15 protein-coding genes and 1 tRNA gene are annotated in these 17,717 nt (G+C 43.7%); 2 read left to right on the forward strand and 14 right to left on the reverse strand.

The window, feature by feature from the left end; translation table 11 throughout:
- Positions 1–2 precede the first annotated feature (2 nt).
- From ACO1NU_RS09515 to ACO1NU_RS09560, 10 genes are all read right to left on the reverse strand, one after another.
- A complete protein-coding gene (locus ACO1NU_RS09515) occupies positions 3–1,367 on the reverse strand; it encodes a glycoside hydrolase family 43 protein (protein WP_448818239.1) in 1,365 nt (454 codons plus the stop codon).
- A gap of 10 nt (positions 1,368–1,377) precedes the next feature.
- Positions 1,378–2,697, reverse strand: a complete 1,320-nt coding sequence (locus ACO1NU_RS09520) for a glycoside hydrolase family 43 protein (RefSeq protein ID WP_448818240.1) — start codon at positions 2,695–2,697, stop codon at positions 1,378–1,380.
- A gap of 271 nt (positions 2,698–2,968) precedes the next feature.
- Positions 2,969–3,814 carry a transporter gene (locus tag ACO1NU_RS09525; RefSeq protein WP_448818241.1) on the reverse strand — a complete coding sequence of 282 codons (846 nt, stop codon included), beginning with the start codon at positions 3,812–3,814 and terminating at the stop codon, positions 2,969–2,971.
- Positions 3,815–3,947: 133 nt separating this feature from the next.
- Positions 3,948–4,757, reverse strand: a complete 810-nt coding sequence (locus ACO1NU_RS09530; RefSeq protein WP_448818242.1) for an alpha/beta hydrolase — start codon at positions 4,755–4,757, stop codon at positions 3,948–3,950.
- A gap of 35 nt (positions 4,758–4,792) precedes the next feature.
- Positions 4,793–5,836, reverse strand: a complete 1,044-nt coding sequence (locus ACO1NU_RS09535; RefSeq protein WP_448818243.1) for a hypothetical protein — start codon at positions 5,834–5,836, stop codon at positions 4,793–4,795.
- A gap of 99 nt (positions 5,837–5,935) precedes the next feature.
- The gene (locus ACO1NU_RS09540; protein ID WP_448818244.1) at positions 5,936–6,358 is read right to left on the reverse strand and encodes a VOC family protein; all 423 of its coding nucleotides are present in this window, start codon (positions 6,356–6,358) and stop codon (positions 5,936–5,938) included.
- 297 nt (positions 6,359–6,655) lie between these two features.
- Positions 6,656–7,126, reverse strand: a complete 471-nt coding sequence (locus tag ACO1NU_RS09545) for a RagB/SusD family nutrient uptake outer membrane protein (RefSeq protein ID WP_448818245.1) — start codon at positions 7,124–7,126, stop codon at positions 6,656–6,658.
- 106 nt (positions 7,127–7,232) lie between these two features.
- A complete protein-coding gene (locus ACO1NU_RS09550; RefSeq protein ID WP_448818314.1) occupies positions 7,233–7,961 on the reverse strand; it encodes an ISAon1 family transposase in 729 nt (242 codons plus the stop codon).
- Complete coding sequence (locus ACO1NU_RS09555; RefSeq protein WP_448818246.1) at positions 7,942–8,307, reverse strand: ISAon1 family transposase N-terminal region protein; 366 nt, start codon at positions 8,305–8,307, stop codon at positions 7,942–7,944. Before ACO1NU_RS09555 ends, ACO1NU_RS09550 begins: the two co-directional genes overlap by 20 nt.
- A 147-nt stretch (positions 8,308–8,454) precedes the next feature.
- Positions 8,455–8,527: transfer RNA gene (locus ACO1NU_RS09560), tRNA-Phe, on the reverse strand.
- 53 nt (positions 8,528–8,580) lie between these two features.
- Between ACO1NU_RS09560 and ACO1NU_RS09565 the strand changes: the two genes are divergently transcribed.
- Both ACO1NU_RS09565 and ACO1NU_RS09570 read left to right on the forward strand, forming a co-directional pair.
- Entirely contained in the window at positions 8,581–9,711 is a 1,131-nt protein-coding gene (locus ACO1NU_RS09565; protein ID WP_448818247.1) for a tyrosine-type recombinase/integrase, read from the forward strand.
- 69 nt (positions 9,712–9,780) lie between these two features.
- A complete protein-coding gene (locus tag ACO1NU_RS09570; protein ID WP_448818248.1) occupies positions 9,781–10,770 on the forward strand; it encodes a hypothetical protein in 990 nt (329 codons plus the stop codon).
- Positions 10,771–11,526: 756 nt separating this feature from the next.
- Here ACO1NU_RS09570 and ACO1NU_RS09575 read toward each other — a convergent pair.
- The 4 genes from ACO1NU_RS09575 to ACO1NU_RS09590 form a co-directional block, all read right to left on the reverse strand.
- A complete protein-coding gene (locus ACO1NU_RS09575) occupies positions 11,527–12,123 on the reverse strand; it encodes a hypothetical protein (protein WP_448818249.1) in 597 nt (198 codons plus the stop codon).
- A gap of 437 nt (positions 12,124–12,560) precedes the next feature.
- The gene (locus tag ACO1NU_RS09580; protein ID WP_448818250.1) at positions 12,561–13,487 is read right to left on the reverse strand and encodes an endonuclease NucS domain-containing protein; all 927 of its coding nucleotides are present in this window, start codon (positions 13,485–13,487) and stop codon (positions 12,561–12,563) included.
- 9 nt (positions 13,488–13,496) lie between these two features.
- A complete protein-coding gene (locus ACO1NU_RS09585; RefSeq protein ID WP_448818251.1) occupies positions 13,497–16,364 on the reverse strand; it encodes a type I restriction endonuclease subunit R in 2,868 nt (955 codons plus the stop codon).
- Between the two features lie 129 nt (positions 16,365–16,493).
- Complete coding sequence (locus tag ACO1NU_RS09590; protein WP_448818252.1) at positions 16,494–17,717, reverse strand: restriction endonuclease subunit S; 1,224 nt, start codon at positions 17,715–17,717, stop codon at positions 16,494–16,496.

The raw sequence follows: 17,717 nt of genomic DNA on the forward strand, positions 1-17,717 counted from the left end.
CTTTAGTTAAATCTCCACCAATTGAAATGGAACAGATCATCTCCATCACCACCTTTGAATACAAAAAAGACATCATGTCTACCAGCGGCCTTTCCTGTCCTTGTTGCTACCGTTTTCCACTTCAGTGATCCTCCGGGGGACTCGATATCGCAAACTCCCAGAACCTTCCCACCCAAGCTGTCTAAACGGATTTCTATAGAACCACCCAACGCCGACGCTACATTAGCCTGAAAAGACTTGATACTTTCGCCAAAATCCACACCTTTCACTTTGATGTAGTCGCCGTTACTTATTCGGGTCACGTACATGCCTGCCCCTAAAGAATCCTTCAGGGTCTTCACACCGGAAGCCCAGGCAATTGTCTCAGCCTGATTGATTGCACGTGGGTCAATTGATCCGGGTTCCTGAAGGCCTTCCTCTGTCCACCAAGGCAACTCTTGAATAGTTCCATCCTCATTATAGTGAAGCTCGGCAACACATACTGAACGTCTCTCATGGTGCTTATCCGTAATCATGAAGTTCAGGCGGAAGTTGAATCCGAATACATAGGACTTACCTTTAAAGTCAATGATCCCCGGATGGTTGCCTGTGGATTTCTTATTAGGGCGCATAATATAACCCTTGTATGTCCAGGGTCCGACAGGACTGTCACTCATCGCATAGCCGATACCTTCCGGACAGCATGTAGAGGCATACGCCATATAATACTTTCCATTTCGTTTATATGCCCAGGGACCTTCCTGATAGTGAAAGGGATCCTGCTGATCTTTTACTTTCGCAAAAGAGGCGTCTTTAATGATTTCGCCTGATAAGGAAATCATATCCTTATTCAGTTTCACATACCAGAGATTCGGGTTCCCCCAGTATAGATAAGCCTGCCCGTCATCATCAACGAAGACACTCGGGTCAATGCTGTCATATTGGTCGCCAATTAAGGGCTTGCCCAGCGGGTCAATAAAAGGACCCAGAGGATTGTCGGCTACAAGTACACCTATTCCACGTCCCTGAACCGGACAATACATATAGAACTTGCCATCACGCTCAATTGTCTGCGGTGCCCAGGCGCCATTCTCGAAGCCTCCCCATCCCGTGAGAGCCTTGTCGGCCCATTTGAAGTTCCTTAGTGAGGCCACTGTACCGCGATCAGTCCAATTGACCATGTCAGTAGATGTATAACAAAGCCAATCACGCATCAGAAACCTTCCCTGACCCGGGGGCGAATTGTCTTCATCATGGCTGGTGTAGAGAAAAACTGTATCACGGTAAACCAGCGGTGCAGGGTCAGCAGTATATTTCGTCTGTATGATCGGATTCTGGGCCCAGCCTGCCGATGCGTAGAGTAGAAAAACAATTAAGAGGCGCTTCACGGTAGAATCATTATTTATTAAACTTCCACCAATTAAAATTGAATAGCTTACCTTCCCCTTTGAACACAAAATAAACATCGTGTATCCCCTTTTCCGGCTTCACTTTGGCTGATACGGTTTTCCAAACCTGATCTCCGCCTGTATTCGGAACCTGACAGCTGCCCAACAGCAAGCCGTCGGGACTATTCAGCCGAAGTTCGATTACTCCCCCGCTTTGCGAAGCCACACTTGCATCAAAACGCCTGGCTCCTTTCTTGAAATCAACACTCCTCACCTTGATATAATCTCCATCGCTGATATCCGTAACATAGATGCCACCAGCTTCCGCACTACGAGCCGTCTCCACGCCGACGGTCCAGGCAATCGTTTCTGCCTCCTGACGCTGATAAGGGTTCAGATTAGCTGCAGGACGTACTCCCTCTATTGTATTCGCAATTCTCGGGATAGTGCCGTCGTCATTATATTTAAATTCTTCAACACATACAGATCGGTTAAAACCTCCGCCTCCCTGCAATGCCCCGTTATGATAAAATAAATAAGATTTCCCTTTGAAGTCGATAGTGCCCGGGTGATTGGTAAATGCTCCCCCTTTTGTGATAACAGGCATGATGGTATCTCGATATACCCAAGGGCCTGTGGGTCCGCTGCTCGTAGAATAAGCCAGATGCTCGGGCACCCCTCCAGCAGCATACAGCATATAGTAGAGATCCTTACGTTTATAAAACCACGGACCTTCCTCATATGCCGATGGCCTTTTGTCGGTATCCTTGTAACGCACATGGAAGCCCTCCTTATTGAGAGGTACAGTTACAACATCTCCCGAGTAAGAGATCATATCTTCGTTTAGCTTCACATACTTCAGATAAGGATTTCCCCAGTATAAGTACGCCTGTCCGTCTGAATCGATGAAAACCGTTGGATCGATATCTCCATTACCGCTGTGGACAAGTGGTTTACCTATAGGGTCCTTAAAAGGACCTGCCGGACTATCCGATACAGCCACTCCTATAGACATGCCCATCGTTTCATGCTGCATAGGCACGTAGAAGTAAAACTTACCATTCCGGGCTATACACTGCCCGGCCCAGGCATCCTTCTTCGCCCAGCTAAAATCTTTCAAAGAGAGCGGAGACCCCTTATCTGTCCAGTTCACCATGTCCGTAGAGGAATAACACCTCCATTCTTTCATCGTGAACCAGGTCGAGTTATCCTCATCGCGGCTGGTGTACAAATAAACGGTATCCCCATGCACCATTGGAGCCGGGTCGGCCGTATAAATCGTCTGAATAATTGGATTTTGTGCGCGTATAGGCTGGGTGTAAAATGCCATTTGAAGGCACAAGATAGATCCTAGTAAAACTCCTCTCATAAAACAGGTACAATAATGGGGTACGGCCTTTACAAGGCATCATACTCATGGTTAGTAGAACGGCAAACAAGACCGCACTCACAAATATGAACAGAACAAGAGAGAGAGTATGGTTCATTTGTCTAAATGAACAACATGAATGTTCATTTGAACCAGGATAATTGTCTTCCAGGAGCATCATGTTCGATTTGCTCAAGAAACCGAATTGAAAAAACTCCTAATCCACGAAGACCTAAAACCGGCAGGACGCACCCAGAAAATAATGTTTTTCTGCGGTCTTCTGGATCCCGTAGTTTAAACCTGCATCCAGCTTGACGTCTTTAAAAACTTCCACCTGTAAAGCAGCATTCAGATAATTGGTCCATTGATGTGCTTTGAAATCATAAGTATAATAAGTTTCTGCGATGCCATCCAGCTTCTTGAAAAGCGCATGCGCAACGGTCAATGATTGTAACCATTCTGTATGCAAGGCCTGCTGATCCTGATCCTTCAGCCTGTCCACTTCCAGCTGCATTCCCAGGTCCCACTCTCCCCGCAGGGTATAGTGCATGGGTACGATCAGGCCACCTTCAAACATGCTTTCACTATCATATTGCGATGTTGGAAATTTGCAGTAAGGTAATAGCGCCAGCCCCAGACCATCCCCGTCATTTCCAAGAAGGTTTTGCTTGACCCTCAATGTCAGATCCCCCGTTCCCCTGCTCGTTTGGCGGGTCCCCGATACAAGAGATTTCTCCACCTGCTTTCCATAAGTTTCAAACCCGACCTCTATTGCGGTGGAAGGCAGAAGTCCGATTTTGAAACTGAATTGATTAATTAACCAGGTATTGGTCTCCGCGTGCTCACTTCTTTCGCGAACATTCCTTATAAGATCAGTCTCGTACTGGACGTGGCCCGCATCCACAGTAAAAGGCGACTCTGTCACGTCCGGGCGGTCGGTCGTCATCTCACGCATTTGATCCGCAGGTACGGCATGAAATAGTGTATAAGGGTGGTCGGACTTCTCCTGACCCGCAACATGAACAGGCAGATATATTCCTAAGGCAAGTAGCAGCAGGGCCTTAAATGGATTGTTCATCTCTTTGGAATGCTTTTAGGAAGCATTAACCTGAGAGATCAGGAAATGTTTGACGCATATCAGTGTTCCCGTATTATTGCATTCTGTTGATTTAGCTTAAATGGCATTTTAAAAAAGAAAAGCGAAGCTTTTCTCAATGAAGCACTCTCTTAAGCTGAGCCAGATATTCTTTGTTGCTACTGAAATCATTATGTCCCTGGCCTTTGAGAATGATCAGCTCATCGTGCCGTTTCAGGCTCTTCTTAAGCCTTATTGAAACTTCAGGGTCAATCTTTTTATCAGCTTCACCGTGAAAAATAACCACAGGGCTTTTGACTCTTTTGAGCGATTCATCGGTAGAAAATTTGTATTTCAGCAGCAACGATACAGGCAAGTAAGGGATAGAGGTCCCGACCAGTTCCGTCATGCTATAATAGGGGGCCTGAAGAATAAGCATCTTCGGTGAATTAACTGATGCGAGTGCAGCGGCAGGACCAGAGCCGAGAGAATACCCGTATACAATCATACGGGGCTCAGAATACTCCTTTTTAAAATAATTATAGACCGTCTGCATGTCCCGATTAAACTGATCCTCACTGGAGATTTCACCCTCACTTTTACCGAATCCCCGATAATTAATCATGAAAATATCGTAACCTGAATCCGTATAATATTTGGCCTCACTACCAATGGAATCGAGCATCCCTCTTCCTCCTGGAAGCCACAGTATCAAGCCCTTCGATGGCTTCGCTCTAAATAGCAAGCCGTGGAGTTTGACTCCATCATCCATTTTGATTTCCTTGTCTTCGTATTGCTGAGCGAATTTGTACCTGTGGCCAAGAGGCGTTTTAACAATATTAAAGAGAGCCTGCTCCTGTCCGGTGTAGAACCAGATACAAACACCTGTATAGAGTATGAAAAAAAGCACTACCAGGACAAGGAGGAATCTTTTCAGGTTTTTCATTTTGATGGGTTTAGTCGAGATTGCTTAAGCCTATTCTATATGCTATTTATGCGCGTTTCAAAGTCAGTTACCATTTTCGCAAAATCACTCCCATAAATCTTTTCCGCATTCTCCAAAGTCTGGTTCTCAACAAGCTTCAGGAACCGCTCCTTCCCCGCTTTTTTGATCAGTTCTTCTACAAATGCACCTGCAACCTTATAAAAGGTCTTTGATTCATAGCTGTCTCTCATATTCCACATCTCATGAATATTAACCGTTGTCTGGCTGCCATTAGATAATAGCTGTTTAGCCTGACTGAACAGGTCTCCATGATCCTGATCCAGGTATACGGCTAAACCTTCGTTTACAAGCGGCGACTTTCGCCTGGACCGGACAAACAAATGAGCTATCTCATGACCGGGAGTCTGATTGATCGCTGCATGGACAATTCCATATTCCGGAGTTGCAAAACCGGAGTTACTACCTGTTCCCTCCTTCAATGAGCTCCCGGATGCCCACGAAAAATAATTTATTTTACCCTTCAGCTTACGCCCGAAAAAAGCGGAAATGGCATCATATGCTTGCTGCCGACGCCCGATGTACGTTTCCTGGTCTGTCTTATTGATAGCCCTTGGCTCAAAATAAAAAACAAAGTTCCCGCTTGTGCGCGTATCAAAGTCCCGGTATTGGGGCGTAAAACCAAATAGTGCCATACGTTTCGCAGCGAACTTCGAGCAACTGGGCGTTATATTTTCGTCGATACACTTCATCAGAAGTATCCTCGACAACTTTTGATCTCCCGTAGCAAACATACACACACCCAAATAAGCTTCGCCCCATGCCCTCTGGTAATCAATAGACGGCCGGGCAGACACAACGTTCTTCAAGTAAGGAATAGCTCTATCAAATTCACCGGAATCCGTCAATGCACGTCCGATAAGAAGCTGCATCTCCGCCGCCCCGCTATCTGCTGATTGCGAAGCTTGCTCCAGAACATATTTTAAGTCGCCTTGTTGATACCGCTTCCATAATGCCTCCCTCGACTGTCCAAAACAAAAATTACAAAAAAACACCAGTGGGATCAGGACATACTTGCTCATGATAAGATATGGGTTTAGGCTATTACTAATTGATTATCAGCACAAGTTAGATAACAGGTGATTCAAAAAGAATGATGAAAGTCACCTTTTAAGAAAAAATCAGGGTTCCCACAATTCAATCTTGTTTCCCTCCGGATCCATGATGTGTACAAACTTTCCGTACTCATAGCTTTCGATATCGTCCAGAATCGCCACACCATTTTCACGAAGTTTTTCTACCAGTGCCTCAATATGCTGCACCCTGTAATTAATCATAAAATCCTTGCTTGAAGGAGCAAAATATTCGCTACCGTTTTTGAATGTTGACCATTGGAGGGATTCAACTACTTCAGGTTTGATGAAGTTACGCGACTGGAATGTAGATCCCCAGTCGTTTATTGTAAGACCCAGATTGTTCGCGTACCACTGATGAGTCTCCTTCGGGTTTTCTGTAAAAAAGAAAATGCCTCCTATTCCGGTTACTCTGGGTGTCTTGTCATCTGCTGACGACTGCTCCATCTGTTCATTTGTTGTTTCTTCCATCTCGATGTTATTAATGAATTATCAGAACATGTTAATACCGTAGCATCTATCACCATCCGAACATCTAAACTCAACGGCTCGCACAGAGCAATTTACGGAAAAATCATCATGAATCCAGAGGAACATCTCCTTAAAATCGCCGTGCTTACCCGAAACCATACAAGCTCTTTTAAAACGCGAATACCCTTTACCAGAGCTCTGTCATTCAACAGCAGCCCTGATAAAGGGTATTCAGCGAATGCCTTCCGGCTCAGCGTCATTTAGTAATTCAGGTACTCTTTTGCAGGTACAAGCTTGTTATTTGCTATAACCCGGATTTTGCACCAATGACTCACCAGATTTATTATTCAGTTGAATATCCTGCAGCGGCAGAGGCAACAACGTGTTGAAATCCTGGAACCCGGCAATGATCTTGTTAGCCGGCCCCGCATCGCCGTTCTTCGCGATCCTGTCCTTCAGCTTATTCGTACGTACCAGGGTCATCCTCCGATTCTCTTCTGAAATAAGCTCGCGGGCGCGTTCATCAAGAATAAAATCGATGTTGATATCGGCGGCGGTTACTCTCCCAAGATTAGGATTACTTTGTGCAACCCTGGCAAGTTTGAAGGCTCTGTCGCGCAAAACATTGATATCTTCCGCAGCCCCTGCAAGATTGTTTTGACGGAAACGGGCTTCAGCGCGCAGCAGATACGTTTCTCCAAGACGCATGGCCGGAAAATCTTTGATCAACGCAAAGCCGAAATCATCTGCAGGATCATATCCCCCCATTTTGTTGGATAAGGATACCAGTTTTGCAAGCTATCAGCTTCGAACGGAATAACCCTGTCACCAGTACGGATTGTTCTTGTACTCACGGCGAGTGGCGAATTCGCAGCTACACGGAAGCCCTTTGCATTAATCCCGATTTTTCCACCCCTTGTGTAGAACCGGCACTGGCGATGTCCGTGCCGATGTGCCATGCGGCTACAAAGCCCTGATCTCCGCTGTAGCCCCAGAGTTCGGCGTAGGTACGGTGTAAACCGACAAGCTGAGCTTCAATTGTGGAGGCACTTAATCCCGAAAGACTGTATTGAGAATAAGGTTTTTCTTCCAGGAAATCGTCCTTGCAGGATGATATTTCATTTGATGAGATTTGTTTGATGCGCATTTCCTGCAATGCCTCTGTAGCCAGTTTCTGAACGTGAAAACGGTCGGTCACCCTGACTGCCTGCGGAAAACAACGTTTGCTGATCATTTCCATACTACCTGCCATATCCAGGGTAATTTCTCTTACCTTCTTTCTTATTCTTTCTGGAATTCTTTGCAATACGGAAATCACGGTTTCTGCTTTGGTGCCAGCTACCAAGGCTACTATGGCTCCTTTTTTACCCTTTGCTGCTTTATTGGTCACGATGGTATAAAGCTCTCCATGGGATAAACTGGTTTCATCAATAGAGAGTTGCTCTCCCAGGTTCTGGGGATATAAGAGCCATTTCTTTGCATGGGGCTTTTGATCCCAGCTTTTAAAATCACTAAGATTATCACGATACTGACGAAGCAGGTTTTTGACCTTTACCCCATAAAAGGAACTAATGGTTTCAACGCTATTGGGAGCGGTATCGATTGATTTCTTTTAAAAAAGCCGCGAATTCCCCTGTCAATCGCGTTCCTTTTTCCACTAAAGTCCATTCTCGATAAATCACTTTGCCGCTCTCCAGATCCAGCCATCGCCGCCGCTTAATATGAAAAAACGCCTTATGTCCACGGATAGGAAAGTCTTGAACCGTGATTTCTGGAAAGAAACCTTTTGACTCTACTTTAATGGATGCCCATTCTGTGGGTAATTTATTGATTTCTTCCAGGTGGATATGAAGCGTATCATTTTCTTCAATAGAACCAGTAAATTCAAAGTTCTCCAGGATGAAATCAGGGAGAAATAATCGGAGCAGGGAGGTGGTATCGGAGGCCATGAACAGTAAAGAAATTAAAAATGTAAAGCTAACTTTTTATGATCCGCCCCACAACTTTTGGCATTGATCCCGTAGTGCTCTAAACCAGCTGAGCTAAACTCCCTCTCATGTAAAAAGCCTTCCAGTGTGTGCTGAAAGGCTTTTTTGTGGTATCAGCTGGAATCGAACCAGCGACACAAGGATTTTCAGTCCTTTGCTCTACCAACTGAGCTATGATACCAAGGCTGTTTTTCATCGCTTCAAAGCGACGTGCGCCAACTAAAGCGCCAAATCATGTATACTGAACCCAAGATCGTTATCTCCGAGGACATGGAGAAGAGAGCCTACATTACTTATTACTTTGATGGAGTTCGATACAGGGAGTATAACGGCAACAAGCTCAACTTGAAGATCGCACCAAACTACTGCACAACTTACAAGGACCGTCTTAAGCTAATTAAGCGCCTGGCCTTTGAATTTACGAGTGCCTTAAAGAAAGGATGGAACCCCGACCAAGTAGAGGTTGATACTCCAATACTTGAGACGAGCACCTTGAAGGAAGACCTGACTGCTATCCTTCAGATTAAGCTGCGGTCTGATTTAAGCGCCACCTACAAGCGAGATCTAAATGGTATCATTATTCAGTTATTTGCCTTCTTACCGGTCGAAGTTCTGAACAAGCCATCATCAGACCTGGAAAGTCGGAAAATAGAGGGTTTTCTGAACAAATTCAACAGCTCAGGCACCCATTATATGAATAAGAGACGAGTATTGGGTGTTTTCTTCAAGGAACTCCTTCGTATGAAGAAAGTAAGGAATAATCTACTGGATGAGATACCTAAAATGAAGCAAAAAGCACACTTGCATAAGATATATAGTAAGGAGCAGCTAAAGGCAATACTTGAGTTCTTGAGAGCCAACTATCCCAACCTACATCTTGCATGCCTCCTCGCTTACGGGTGCTTTCTTAGGCCACACCAGGAAGCGAGGCTACTCTGCGTCAGACATATCAGTCAGGACCTCACAACAATCCATCTTAGCGGCAATGAGAACAAAAGTAAGCGTATTAGAGTGATAAACGTACCGTCCTACGTCCAACTGGCCCTTCGAGAACGGATCTCCGAAAACTTAAACCCGAATGCAAACATTTTAAGCGGCAACCTTGAACCTTATAATGCTTTCTATCTAAACACGCAGTGGGCAAGAGCTAAGATAAGGCTCCAGTCTTTGAATCTCATACAAGAGAATCAAACTATATACTCGTTCCGGCATACAGCTGCAGTGAACGTTTTCCGAAAAACAAAGTCCTTACATATTCTTCAAAAGATGCTCCATCATAGCAATATGATCGTGACATTAAACTACCTCCGTGGTCTTGGAGAAGAAAACATCAATGAGTTAAAGAGCTTTTTACCAGAGCTGTAGCCTTAAATAATAAGAAGAAGTATAAAGTACTCCCTAAAACATATACCTTTATTTCAAACCTAGCCTATCATGGATACATTCAAGGACTTCCTAAGCGAAGTAAAAAGCCGGGCCTCTAATCCTCTTATCGTGTCATTCGTAATTTCATGGCTCTTTTGTAATTACCAGATACCAGTGACATTGCTGTTCTACAAGCAAAGCGAGCTTCCTTTAGATAGATACACTTCATACCTGGGTGTCATTCAAGCAAACACCAACTTCCTTTATAACTTCTTCATACCGCTAGTCTTAGCAATAGCTTATACTCTTACCATGCCCTTTGTGAAAGGATTCATCAGATACCTGCAAGCATGGGTCAACGCTGATAACGATACAAGAATACTGGAAGCCACTAACGACGGTTCGATGCCTATTAGTAGATTCAATCAGTTGCGTGAAGAACTTAAAATAGAACGAGCGAGCCTCAAAGAACTCATTAGAACAGAAAGTGCTACCGTGGATACATTACGGGCACTACAAAGCGAATATGACAAGCTGGAGCTGCAAAACAAGACCTTATCCACTGAAGCAGAGACATCGACAAAGGAAAAACAGCAGAACCTACGGCAAATTCAAGATCTAGAAAGTAAAAATGCTAAATTAGGACTTGACCTAAATGACGCCATCAGTCACGCCGAGAAAGCTGAACTAAAGATTGCTAAATGGAACGCATGTAATGATTCTTCGACGATGAATGGGACCTGGCTTGTAAAGCGGATCACGGTGATCCCAACAGATCATCAAGACGTCGAACGTACACACCAATCAGAAGAACCGTTCACTTTATCATTCAACAATGGCACCGTTGCGTCGTCCTTGATTGATGATGAGGGTCAAATCTATGATATAGCGGGGAACTTGAATGAAAATAGCGTAGCCTTTATCATCGAATATAGAAGCGAACATAAGCAATATCGCAAAGAAACGTACTTCATTAAACTTGCTCATGCAAGGCCACTGGTTTTAGAAGGGTTTCTCGACGGAATACATCACGTCAGATTCGAACTACAAGAAAGTTAGCAACCAGACATACTATGTATCCAGCGCTCTAAGTCACGGATCATCACACCTTGATAACCAACATGATGAATGGCTTGCTCAAGAAGAGCGTTCAACTTAAATTAGCTTATTAGTCTTATCAACCTTAACCATGCACGGCTACTACTCCCCTCCTATAATCAGAAGCTCCAGTGACATCAATAAGAGAGTATACATTGAATTCTACTATGACGATAAGCGGATTAGGCAGTACAATGGTAATTGTATCGGACTCAAATTGTACCCCAATCGTGCAAAGACAATTCAGTTACGCGATAAAATCCTCAAACTGCTCCGCAATGAGCTAGAAGTACGCTTAAATGATGGCCGATATCACCCCGGAATATCAAACAAGAGGAATGAACAGCGAGTTAGTAGACCATTCGCGTCACCTTCGAAGGCCAAAGATGACGCCCATCTAATCACGACATATAAAGTCAGTATGCGTGAAATTCACAGTCAGTTCCTTGACTTCTTAACTAAAGAAGAACGACTCTTAAATGTCGAGGACTTACCTTTCGAGAGAATACAGGAATTCCTATCATACCAGCAACCTAATACCGGGTCTATAATAAACCTGCAGCTCAGGTTGCATGATGAGAGTGTCGGCAATGGGATTGTTAAGGATGGTGAGAGTGTCGGTGATACCAAACCACCTCGATAAGAAGCCCCGGCTAGCATTTCCGGAACAAGGCCCCGGGGGCAGGAGCTCACATCTACATCTTAGCCAAAACTTAACTAAGATGAATGTGAGACATTAAACGTTTCTCCGGGTTCCTGGCTGTCATCCTCCAACGCAGCTGGCCTTTGCACAAATAGCTCAGAGGGAAATAACGTTACATCAGCTGCTATTTTAAAACGCTTAATATCATCACTTGAGGGACGCCAATTCCTGTCTTTGAGGTAATGTTTACGAGCATACACGTATAGAGCTCCATAAACCGATAGGGGCTTACCTTTGCGGATTTTAGCTGGATTAACTATGAACATGTCCGTCCCCTTTATTGCTTCGATGATATTATTTCGCTTAAGCTGTGCAAGAGCACTCCTCATTCTCGGATTGTTCTTTTGCTTAAACTCCCATAGCGGATTGTTCATTACCAGCTCCCTTTGAATCTGAATTACAAGCTTGATCGCACTTGCAGATAGACCATCATACAAGTCTGCAGACGAAATGAATATCTCCCCGTTTAGTCGAAACGACTTATCAGTTTGCTTCACTTGTACGATTGTATTGCTATTGAACTTTTCGGCATTGGCCTCGCCATGTGTGCCTTGACTCATAAGCTCCAAGACCTTGTCAGCGATCTGATGATGTAGCGCGATCTTTCCCATATGCAAATATGGGATATTTGTAAACAATAACGAAACATATATACAAAGTTGTAAACAATAGGTTTACACAACAAACGTACATATAATTGAAGTACAGATAAATACAACGACTATTCCACTAAAGAAACTTCCACACTATTCGAATCATGTTCTTACTCAAACCATTAACTATCTAACCGAAGGCACTCGATCTCTCAAATATGATCTATACTACAAACATACTAACCACCGCGGGGCAGGAATGCTTTTAAATTCAAGATGGACGAAAACAATTTTGCACCTTGCTTGAAGAAGTGAACTTACACAACATAAACTAGACTATACTTAGCTCTACTAGAAACACGAACCTACGTTCTCCCAAGTAAAAAAGACTCACGTTGAGAGTCAGCTATCCTAAGACCCTCATGTCAAATCACTACCTTTAGAACATCTTCGAGTTAGCTTTTAAACAGCTTGAAGCTAACTTGATACCTATAGAAAGAGATATTACTAGCTACTGCTAAAGCTCTCTTGATCTTAATATCATCTTCAAGCGCAATGATGATCCCTGTTACAGTCTGCCCAGGCTCCGCAAGTTCCTGCAATACATATCCCATATATCGCTGTATTTGTCCAACGACCTGATCACTAGCTCTACCCCTCTTTAACTCTACTACCAACAACTCGGCACCATCCTTACTGATGGCCAAGATGTCTATAGGACCTGTATCGCTCGGGTATTGCCTTCCTACCTGCTCTCCCTCGTCCTCATAGATCTTATATTTCTTGCCGAGTTCAGTATTCTTCCAGTTGTGAACCAGGAAGTCTTCTAAATGTCGTTCCAAAGCAAATACGGTAGGATCTTCAATGGACAGGTCGGTCGCGACGATTGGCGGCAACTCTGATCCAACGATTAAACTATCTATTTCACTTGCATACTTTGACACCAGCGAGATTGTACCTACTGACCCTGTAGAATTCTTCAACTCCGCGCTCATTTCCGCGCGGTCGATGGTTTGATGAAACCAATTAACAGGGCGTCTATGAGGCAAATTCTGACCCGGAGTATATATATAATCCCCCGTTACCTCACCAACATAATAGCTTCCAGATCCAGTGGGTGACAGGATAATGTCACCTATACTGATTCCTTTGGCTACAGTGTGCAAAGCTCCGCAAGCCAAACCGGCCCCAACCTTTGTCTTTTCCGGAAACTTGTTAAGAAAGAATGGGATAAACTCCCTATTGAAGTCTTTCCAATTATCTGAAAGACGCCCGGCAAGATCAAAATCAAAGCCGAAATCAGCACCTATAAAGCCCCATTCAAAACACTCCCGTGCAAATACGCTCGCGCGCCCTAACATCACTCGATAATAGTTCTTCATATATCTTCCTTAGGCAGCAGTGTTATTAACTCCATCGAAAAACGTATTGACAAACTTAACCACCTTATCTAACACGCGGTTAATAGTGGCTCTCCTGGTGAGGATCTTAGGCTTTTCTACAAGCAAGTTCACAATCTCATCACCGAGCGGCTCCCGTTCCGTGTACAGATAGCCTTCAATCACGTCCTGCAGCTCTTTCGGCTTGAGACTTTCCTCCGCAACAAGGCGTTGAAAGGCTTCAACACGTTCTTTATCCCAAAAGGCACCGAACTCAGAGGTCACATCTTCAGAGTTTCGTATATGTGGCATATTCTCGGCAATGAACTTCTGGATTAGCTCCTTCTTGCTCCGAAGTTGAACTGTTCCATCAATAAGGTCGGTAATATGCTTCACCTTCTGCTTTCTTGTTTTCTCGTCGGCGTCGGTAAGGTTAGCCAGCAGTGCCAGGATGTAATCCACATTGATCTCGTCCCGATGTATAAGTTCCAGTTCAAAATCAACATCGTTCAGTATCGACACCTTCTCCTTCGGCTGAGCTTTAGTACTCTGATAAAGATCAAGATACTTACTTTTATAATCCTCGAAAGCCTGTAGGTCCATATCAATATGGTCCGGATGAAAGTCGGAGAAGCTTGTTAGCACGTTATTGACCCGCATCAATTCACGAAACGCCTGCACGAATGCCAGCTTATCTGGCTCCCTCACAAGATCACTCACGCTGTCAACTGTGGGAGCGATCTTTAATAACTCTTCATAAGCCTTATTAAACTTGGCAACATAGTCCTCATAAGGCTCCATAATAATGACATCCGGAGCATCCTTATTAGAGAACATAGCGATAGCATCATCAGTAGCCTGTTTCAAATTCCTAAAGCATACAATATTCCCCTGAGACTTCACATCATCCAGTATACGATTCGTTCTGGAGTAGGCTTGAACAAGTCCATGGTATTTCAGGTTCTTATCTACATACAGCGTATTCAGCGTCTTGCTATCAAAGCCGGTCAGGAACATATTCACTACAAGAAGCAGGTCAATCTGCCTCTCCTTAACCTTCTTGGCAATATCATTATAATAGAGATAAAACGAATGACTGTCACGTGTATTGAAGCTGGTTCCGAATAGAGAATTATAATCCGTTATACAGCTTTCAAGATAATCCCTGCTGTGTTGAGTTTTGTATAAAGGGACGGTCTCTGCTGCCATGCTGAATACCTCCTCTTCTTCAAGGATTCCGTTAGCATCCTTATCATCTTCATTAACGCCATAAGAGAATATAGTGGCTATTCGAAGATTATGTCTACCGTCCTTTTTCTTCGCTTTAAAGAGATCATAATACTTCGTAAGCGAATCAATACTGCTAACACAGAACATAGCCGTAAAACGCCTGGAATGCGTCTTCCGATCATGATTTTCTATAATATAGTCGGCTATTTTCTCTAAACGAACCGGACTTTCAAGAAGCTCTTTAGTATCGATGTCCTCCACCGGAATATCAACATAAGTTGGCCTATCAACCTTGTCCTTGTATCTCCCAACGTATTCAATCGAAAACTTCAATACGTTGTCGTCCTTAATAGCGTCGGTGATCACGTATTTATGCAAACACTCGTCAAACAAATCAGTAGTAGTTCGCCTTGACCCAATACTGCCCGTCGCATTCTCAGCCAAAATAGGCGTTCCCGTAAATCCGAACATCTGGTGATTATTGAAGAAAGCTTTAATGCGTCGGTGCGTATCACCAAACTGACTGCGGTGACACTCGTCGAAGATAAAGACGATCCGCTCATCTTTGAGCTTCTCCATCTTGCTGAGATAACGCTTATTAAAGACAGCGTTATTCAGCTTCTGAATCGTCGTTATAATTAACCTGGTGTCATCGCTGAACTTCTTAACCAGCGATTGAGTATCGTCGGTTTCATCAACACTTCCCTTACTGAAGCTATTAAACTCCTTATTCGTTTGATAGTCGAGATCTCGCCTGTCTACTACGAACACCACCTTATGAACCTTGGGAAGGCTCACCAACAGCTGGCTTGTCTTGAAGGATGTAAGCGTCTTTCCTGATCCGGTAGTATGCCAGATATATCCGTTCTTATGACTGAACTTTACCCGGTCAATCAGCGCCTCAACCGCATAGTACTGGTAAGGGCGCAGCACCATCAAAGACTTGTATGTTTCATTGAGAACCATGTACCGGGTCACCATCTTGGCTAAATGGCACGGTTCAAGAAACACCTCTGTAAATGCTTCAAGCTGCGTGATGTTCCTGTTATTTACATCCGACCAGTAGAATGTCTGCTTGAAGTTAAGATCCTGTATCCTATTGTTAGCATAGTACTTGGTGTTTACCCCGTTACTGATCACAAACAGCTGAACATACAGGAACAATCCCTGCGAGGCAGCATACGAATGTCTATGGTATCGTGTGACCTGATTGAACGCTTCTTTTAGCTCAAGCCCACGGCGCTTCAATTCTATCTGTGCTATTGGCAGTCCGTTTACGAGAATAGTAACATCATACCGATTCTTGTAGCTGCCCTCCATGTTGATCTGATGAGCTACCTGGAATTCGTTCTTACACCAATGATCCTGATTGATAAACTCAATGTAAGTAGTGGTGCCGTCGTCGTTTGGTAAGGCATACTTATCACGGAGGATCTTAGACCTGTCGAATACGCTGGAACTCCTATTTAAGTGGTTAAGTATCTTCGCGAACTCAGTCTCTGAGAATGATGCTTGGTTGTGCTTCTCTAGCTGGCCCTTTAGATTAATGAGTAGTTCCGACTCATTCCTGATGGTTACGAATGAATATCCTAAGGCGATCAGTTGCCTGACTAGGTTCTCTTCAAGTACTTGTTCGGATTGGTGGGTCATTGACTACTGTGCTCTCTGCTTGTTGCCATAGCTATAAAGAATGACCCACTTGCAGTTCTGATGGTATGCAAGTAGGTACTGTTATTACAAACATATCGAATCTCTTAAGAGTTTGCAAGGAGTGTTTGCTTATACAAACATCTGCTGAAGGAGTCCTTTCTTGTACTCCCGTGTTAATGCAATTTGAGTGGTGACATACTTGATTTTATCGTCAATAGCTGATAGAAAGTTGGCAACTTTCGTTTGTTCTTGTAGAGATGGAACGTTGATCTTAAGCTTGCCTAGCTCAGCTTTGCTTATCTCTAGGAAAGTAGATCCACTCGCATTCTTTAGCAACTGATGCTTATTTAGCTTAAGCCAATAATATACAAATTCATTGACGTTTGATTTGCTTACTACAATTGATTGGAAACCTTGATTTGTGCAGCAGTCTGTTAATGCAATACTTACATCCCCAACTGTCGCACGGCTAGAGAGCAAAACAGCACCTTGAGGTAGAAGTTTCGCAGACGAATTAATCAATCCCTGTTGAGATATTCTACGAACACTACTTTCTACATATTTCGATTTCAATTCAGTCGGTGTGAACCAGTTGATTTCACCCCGCCAATAACTCTCAATTGATGTGTCTGGCGTTCCGCCACCAATAATAATACCTACATCAGCCAGCTTTCCCTCCTTCCAATCTGGATAATCTTTCCCATGATCATCTTTAAACCTGATCTCTTGGCTGAAGATCTTCTGCATAACACCTTTCTTGTACTGCTCAAGCAAGCCTTTCTTCTTTTCGAGTAGCTGGATCTTATTATCAACAGCTGTTAGGAAGGCTGCTATCTTCTGTTGCTCTGCTAAAATGGGAACGGTTACTTGGATACCATTAATCTCGTTTGGAGATAGATTTGGAGGATCTGAACCAGCAATATTGCTCTCGATTATAGTGACTAACCTGTCTTGCTGCAATAGATAATATATAAACGGTAGATGATTTGAAGTAATAATCTTACCAACTCGCTGATTTAACAGAGCTCCGTCAAATTCATCATCAATCATTGCTATTTTTAGCCTGCTATTTAGAATCGGACGAGTTAATGCAATCACACAATCACCTTTTTTCAGTATAAACTTACTGTGGCTCCTTGTAAAGCTAACAGGTAAATAGGATAGATTGTCTTTCTTCATCTTATGGATACCCACATCAGCTATCTTCACCCATCTGACACCTGACTCCACAGCATGGCTGCTTGAAAAAGCAAATCCATTAAGGATAGTCAAGACGCTTCCTAGTCTAACTATCCGCCAGTCTTCTGAAAATCCACAAAATCTTAATACAGGAGTACTAGTACCTTCTTCCAT

This window comes from Arcticibacter sp. (assembly GCF_053551015.1).

What these genes read in the sequence shown, in the direction of transcription:
- ACO1NU_RS09520 (WP_448818240.1), bottom strand. Translation starts at nt 2,697, where the DNA reads ATGGCATTTTACACCCAGCCTATACGCGCACAAAATCCAATTATTCAG.
- ACO1NU_RS09525 (WP_448818241.1), bottom strand. Translation starts at nt 3,814, where the DNA reads ATGAACAATCCATTTAAGGCCCTGCTGCTACTTGCCTTAGGAATATAT.
- ACO1NU_RS09530 (WP_448818242.1), bottom strand. Translation starts at nt 4,757, where the DNA reads ATGAAAAACCTGAAAAGATTCCTCCTTGTCCTGGTAGTGCTTTTTTTC.
- ACO1NU_RS09535 (WP_448818243.1), bottom strand. Translation starts at nt 5,836, where the DNA reads ATGAGCAAGTATGTCCTGATCCCACTGGTGTTTTTTTGTAATTTTTGT.
- ACO1NU_RS09540 (WP_448818244.1), bottom strand. Translation starts at nt 6,358, where the DNA reads ATGGAAGAAACAACAAATGAACAGATGGAGCAGTCGTCAGCAGATGAC.
- ACO1NU_RS09545 (WP_448818245.1), bottom strand. Translation starts at nt 7,126, where the DNA reads ATGGGGGGATATGATCCTGCAGATGATTTCGGCTTTGCGTTGATCAAA.
- ACO1NU_RS09555 (WP_448818246.1), bottom strand. Translation starts at nt 8,307, where the DNA reads ATGGCCTCCGATACCACCTCCCTGCTCCGATTATTTCTCCCTGATTTC.
- ACO1NU_RS09565 (WP_448818247.1), top strand. Translation starts at nt 8,581, where the DNA reads ATGTATACTGAACCCAAGATCGTTATCTCCGAGGACATGGAGAAGAGA.
- ACO1NU_RS09570 (WP_448818248.1), top strand. Translation starts at nt 9,781, where the DNA reads ATGGATACATTCAAGGACTTCCTAAGCGAAGTAAAAAGCCGGGCCTCT.
- ACO1NU_RS09575 (WP_448818249.1), bottom strand. Translation starts at nt 12,123, where the DNA reads ATGGGAAAGATCGCGCTACATCATCAGATCGCTGACAAGGTCTTGGAG.
- ACO1NU_RS09580 (WP_448818250.1), bottom strand. Translation starts at nt 13,487, where the DNA reads ATGAAGAACTATTATCGAGTGATGTTAGGGCGCGCGAGCGTATTTGCA.
- ACO1NU_RS09585 (WP_448818251.1), bottom strand. Translation starts at nt 16,364, where the DNA reads ATGACCCACCAATCCGAACAAGTACTTGAAGAGAACCTAGTCAGGCAA.
- ACO1NU_RS09590 (WP_448818252.1), bottom strand. Translation starts at nt 17,717, where the DNA reads ATGGAAGAAGGTACTAGTACTCCTGTATTAAGATTTTGTGGATTTTCA.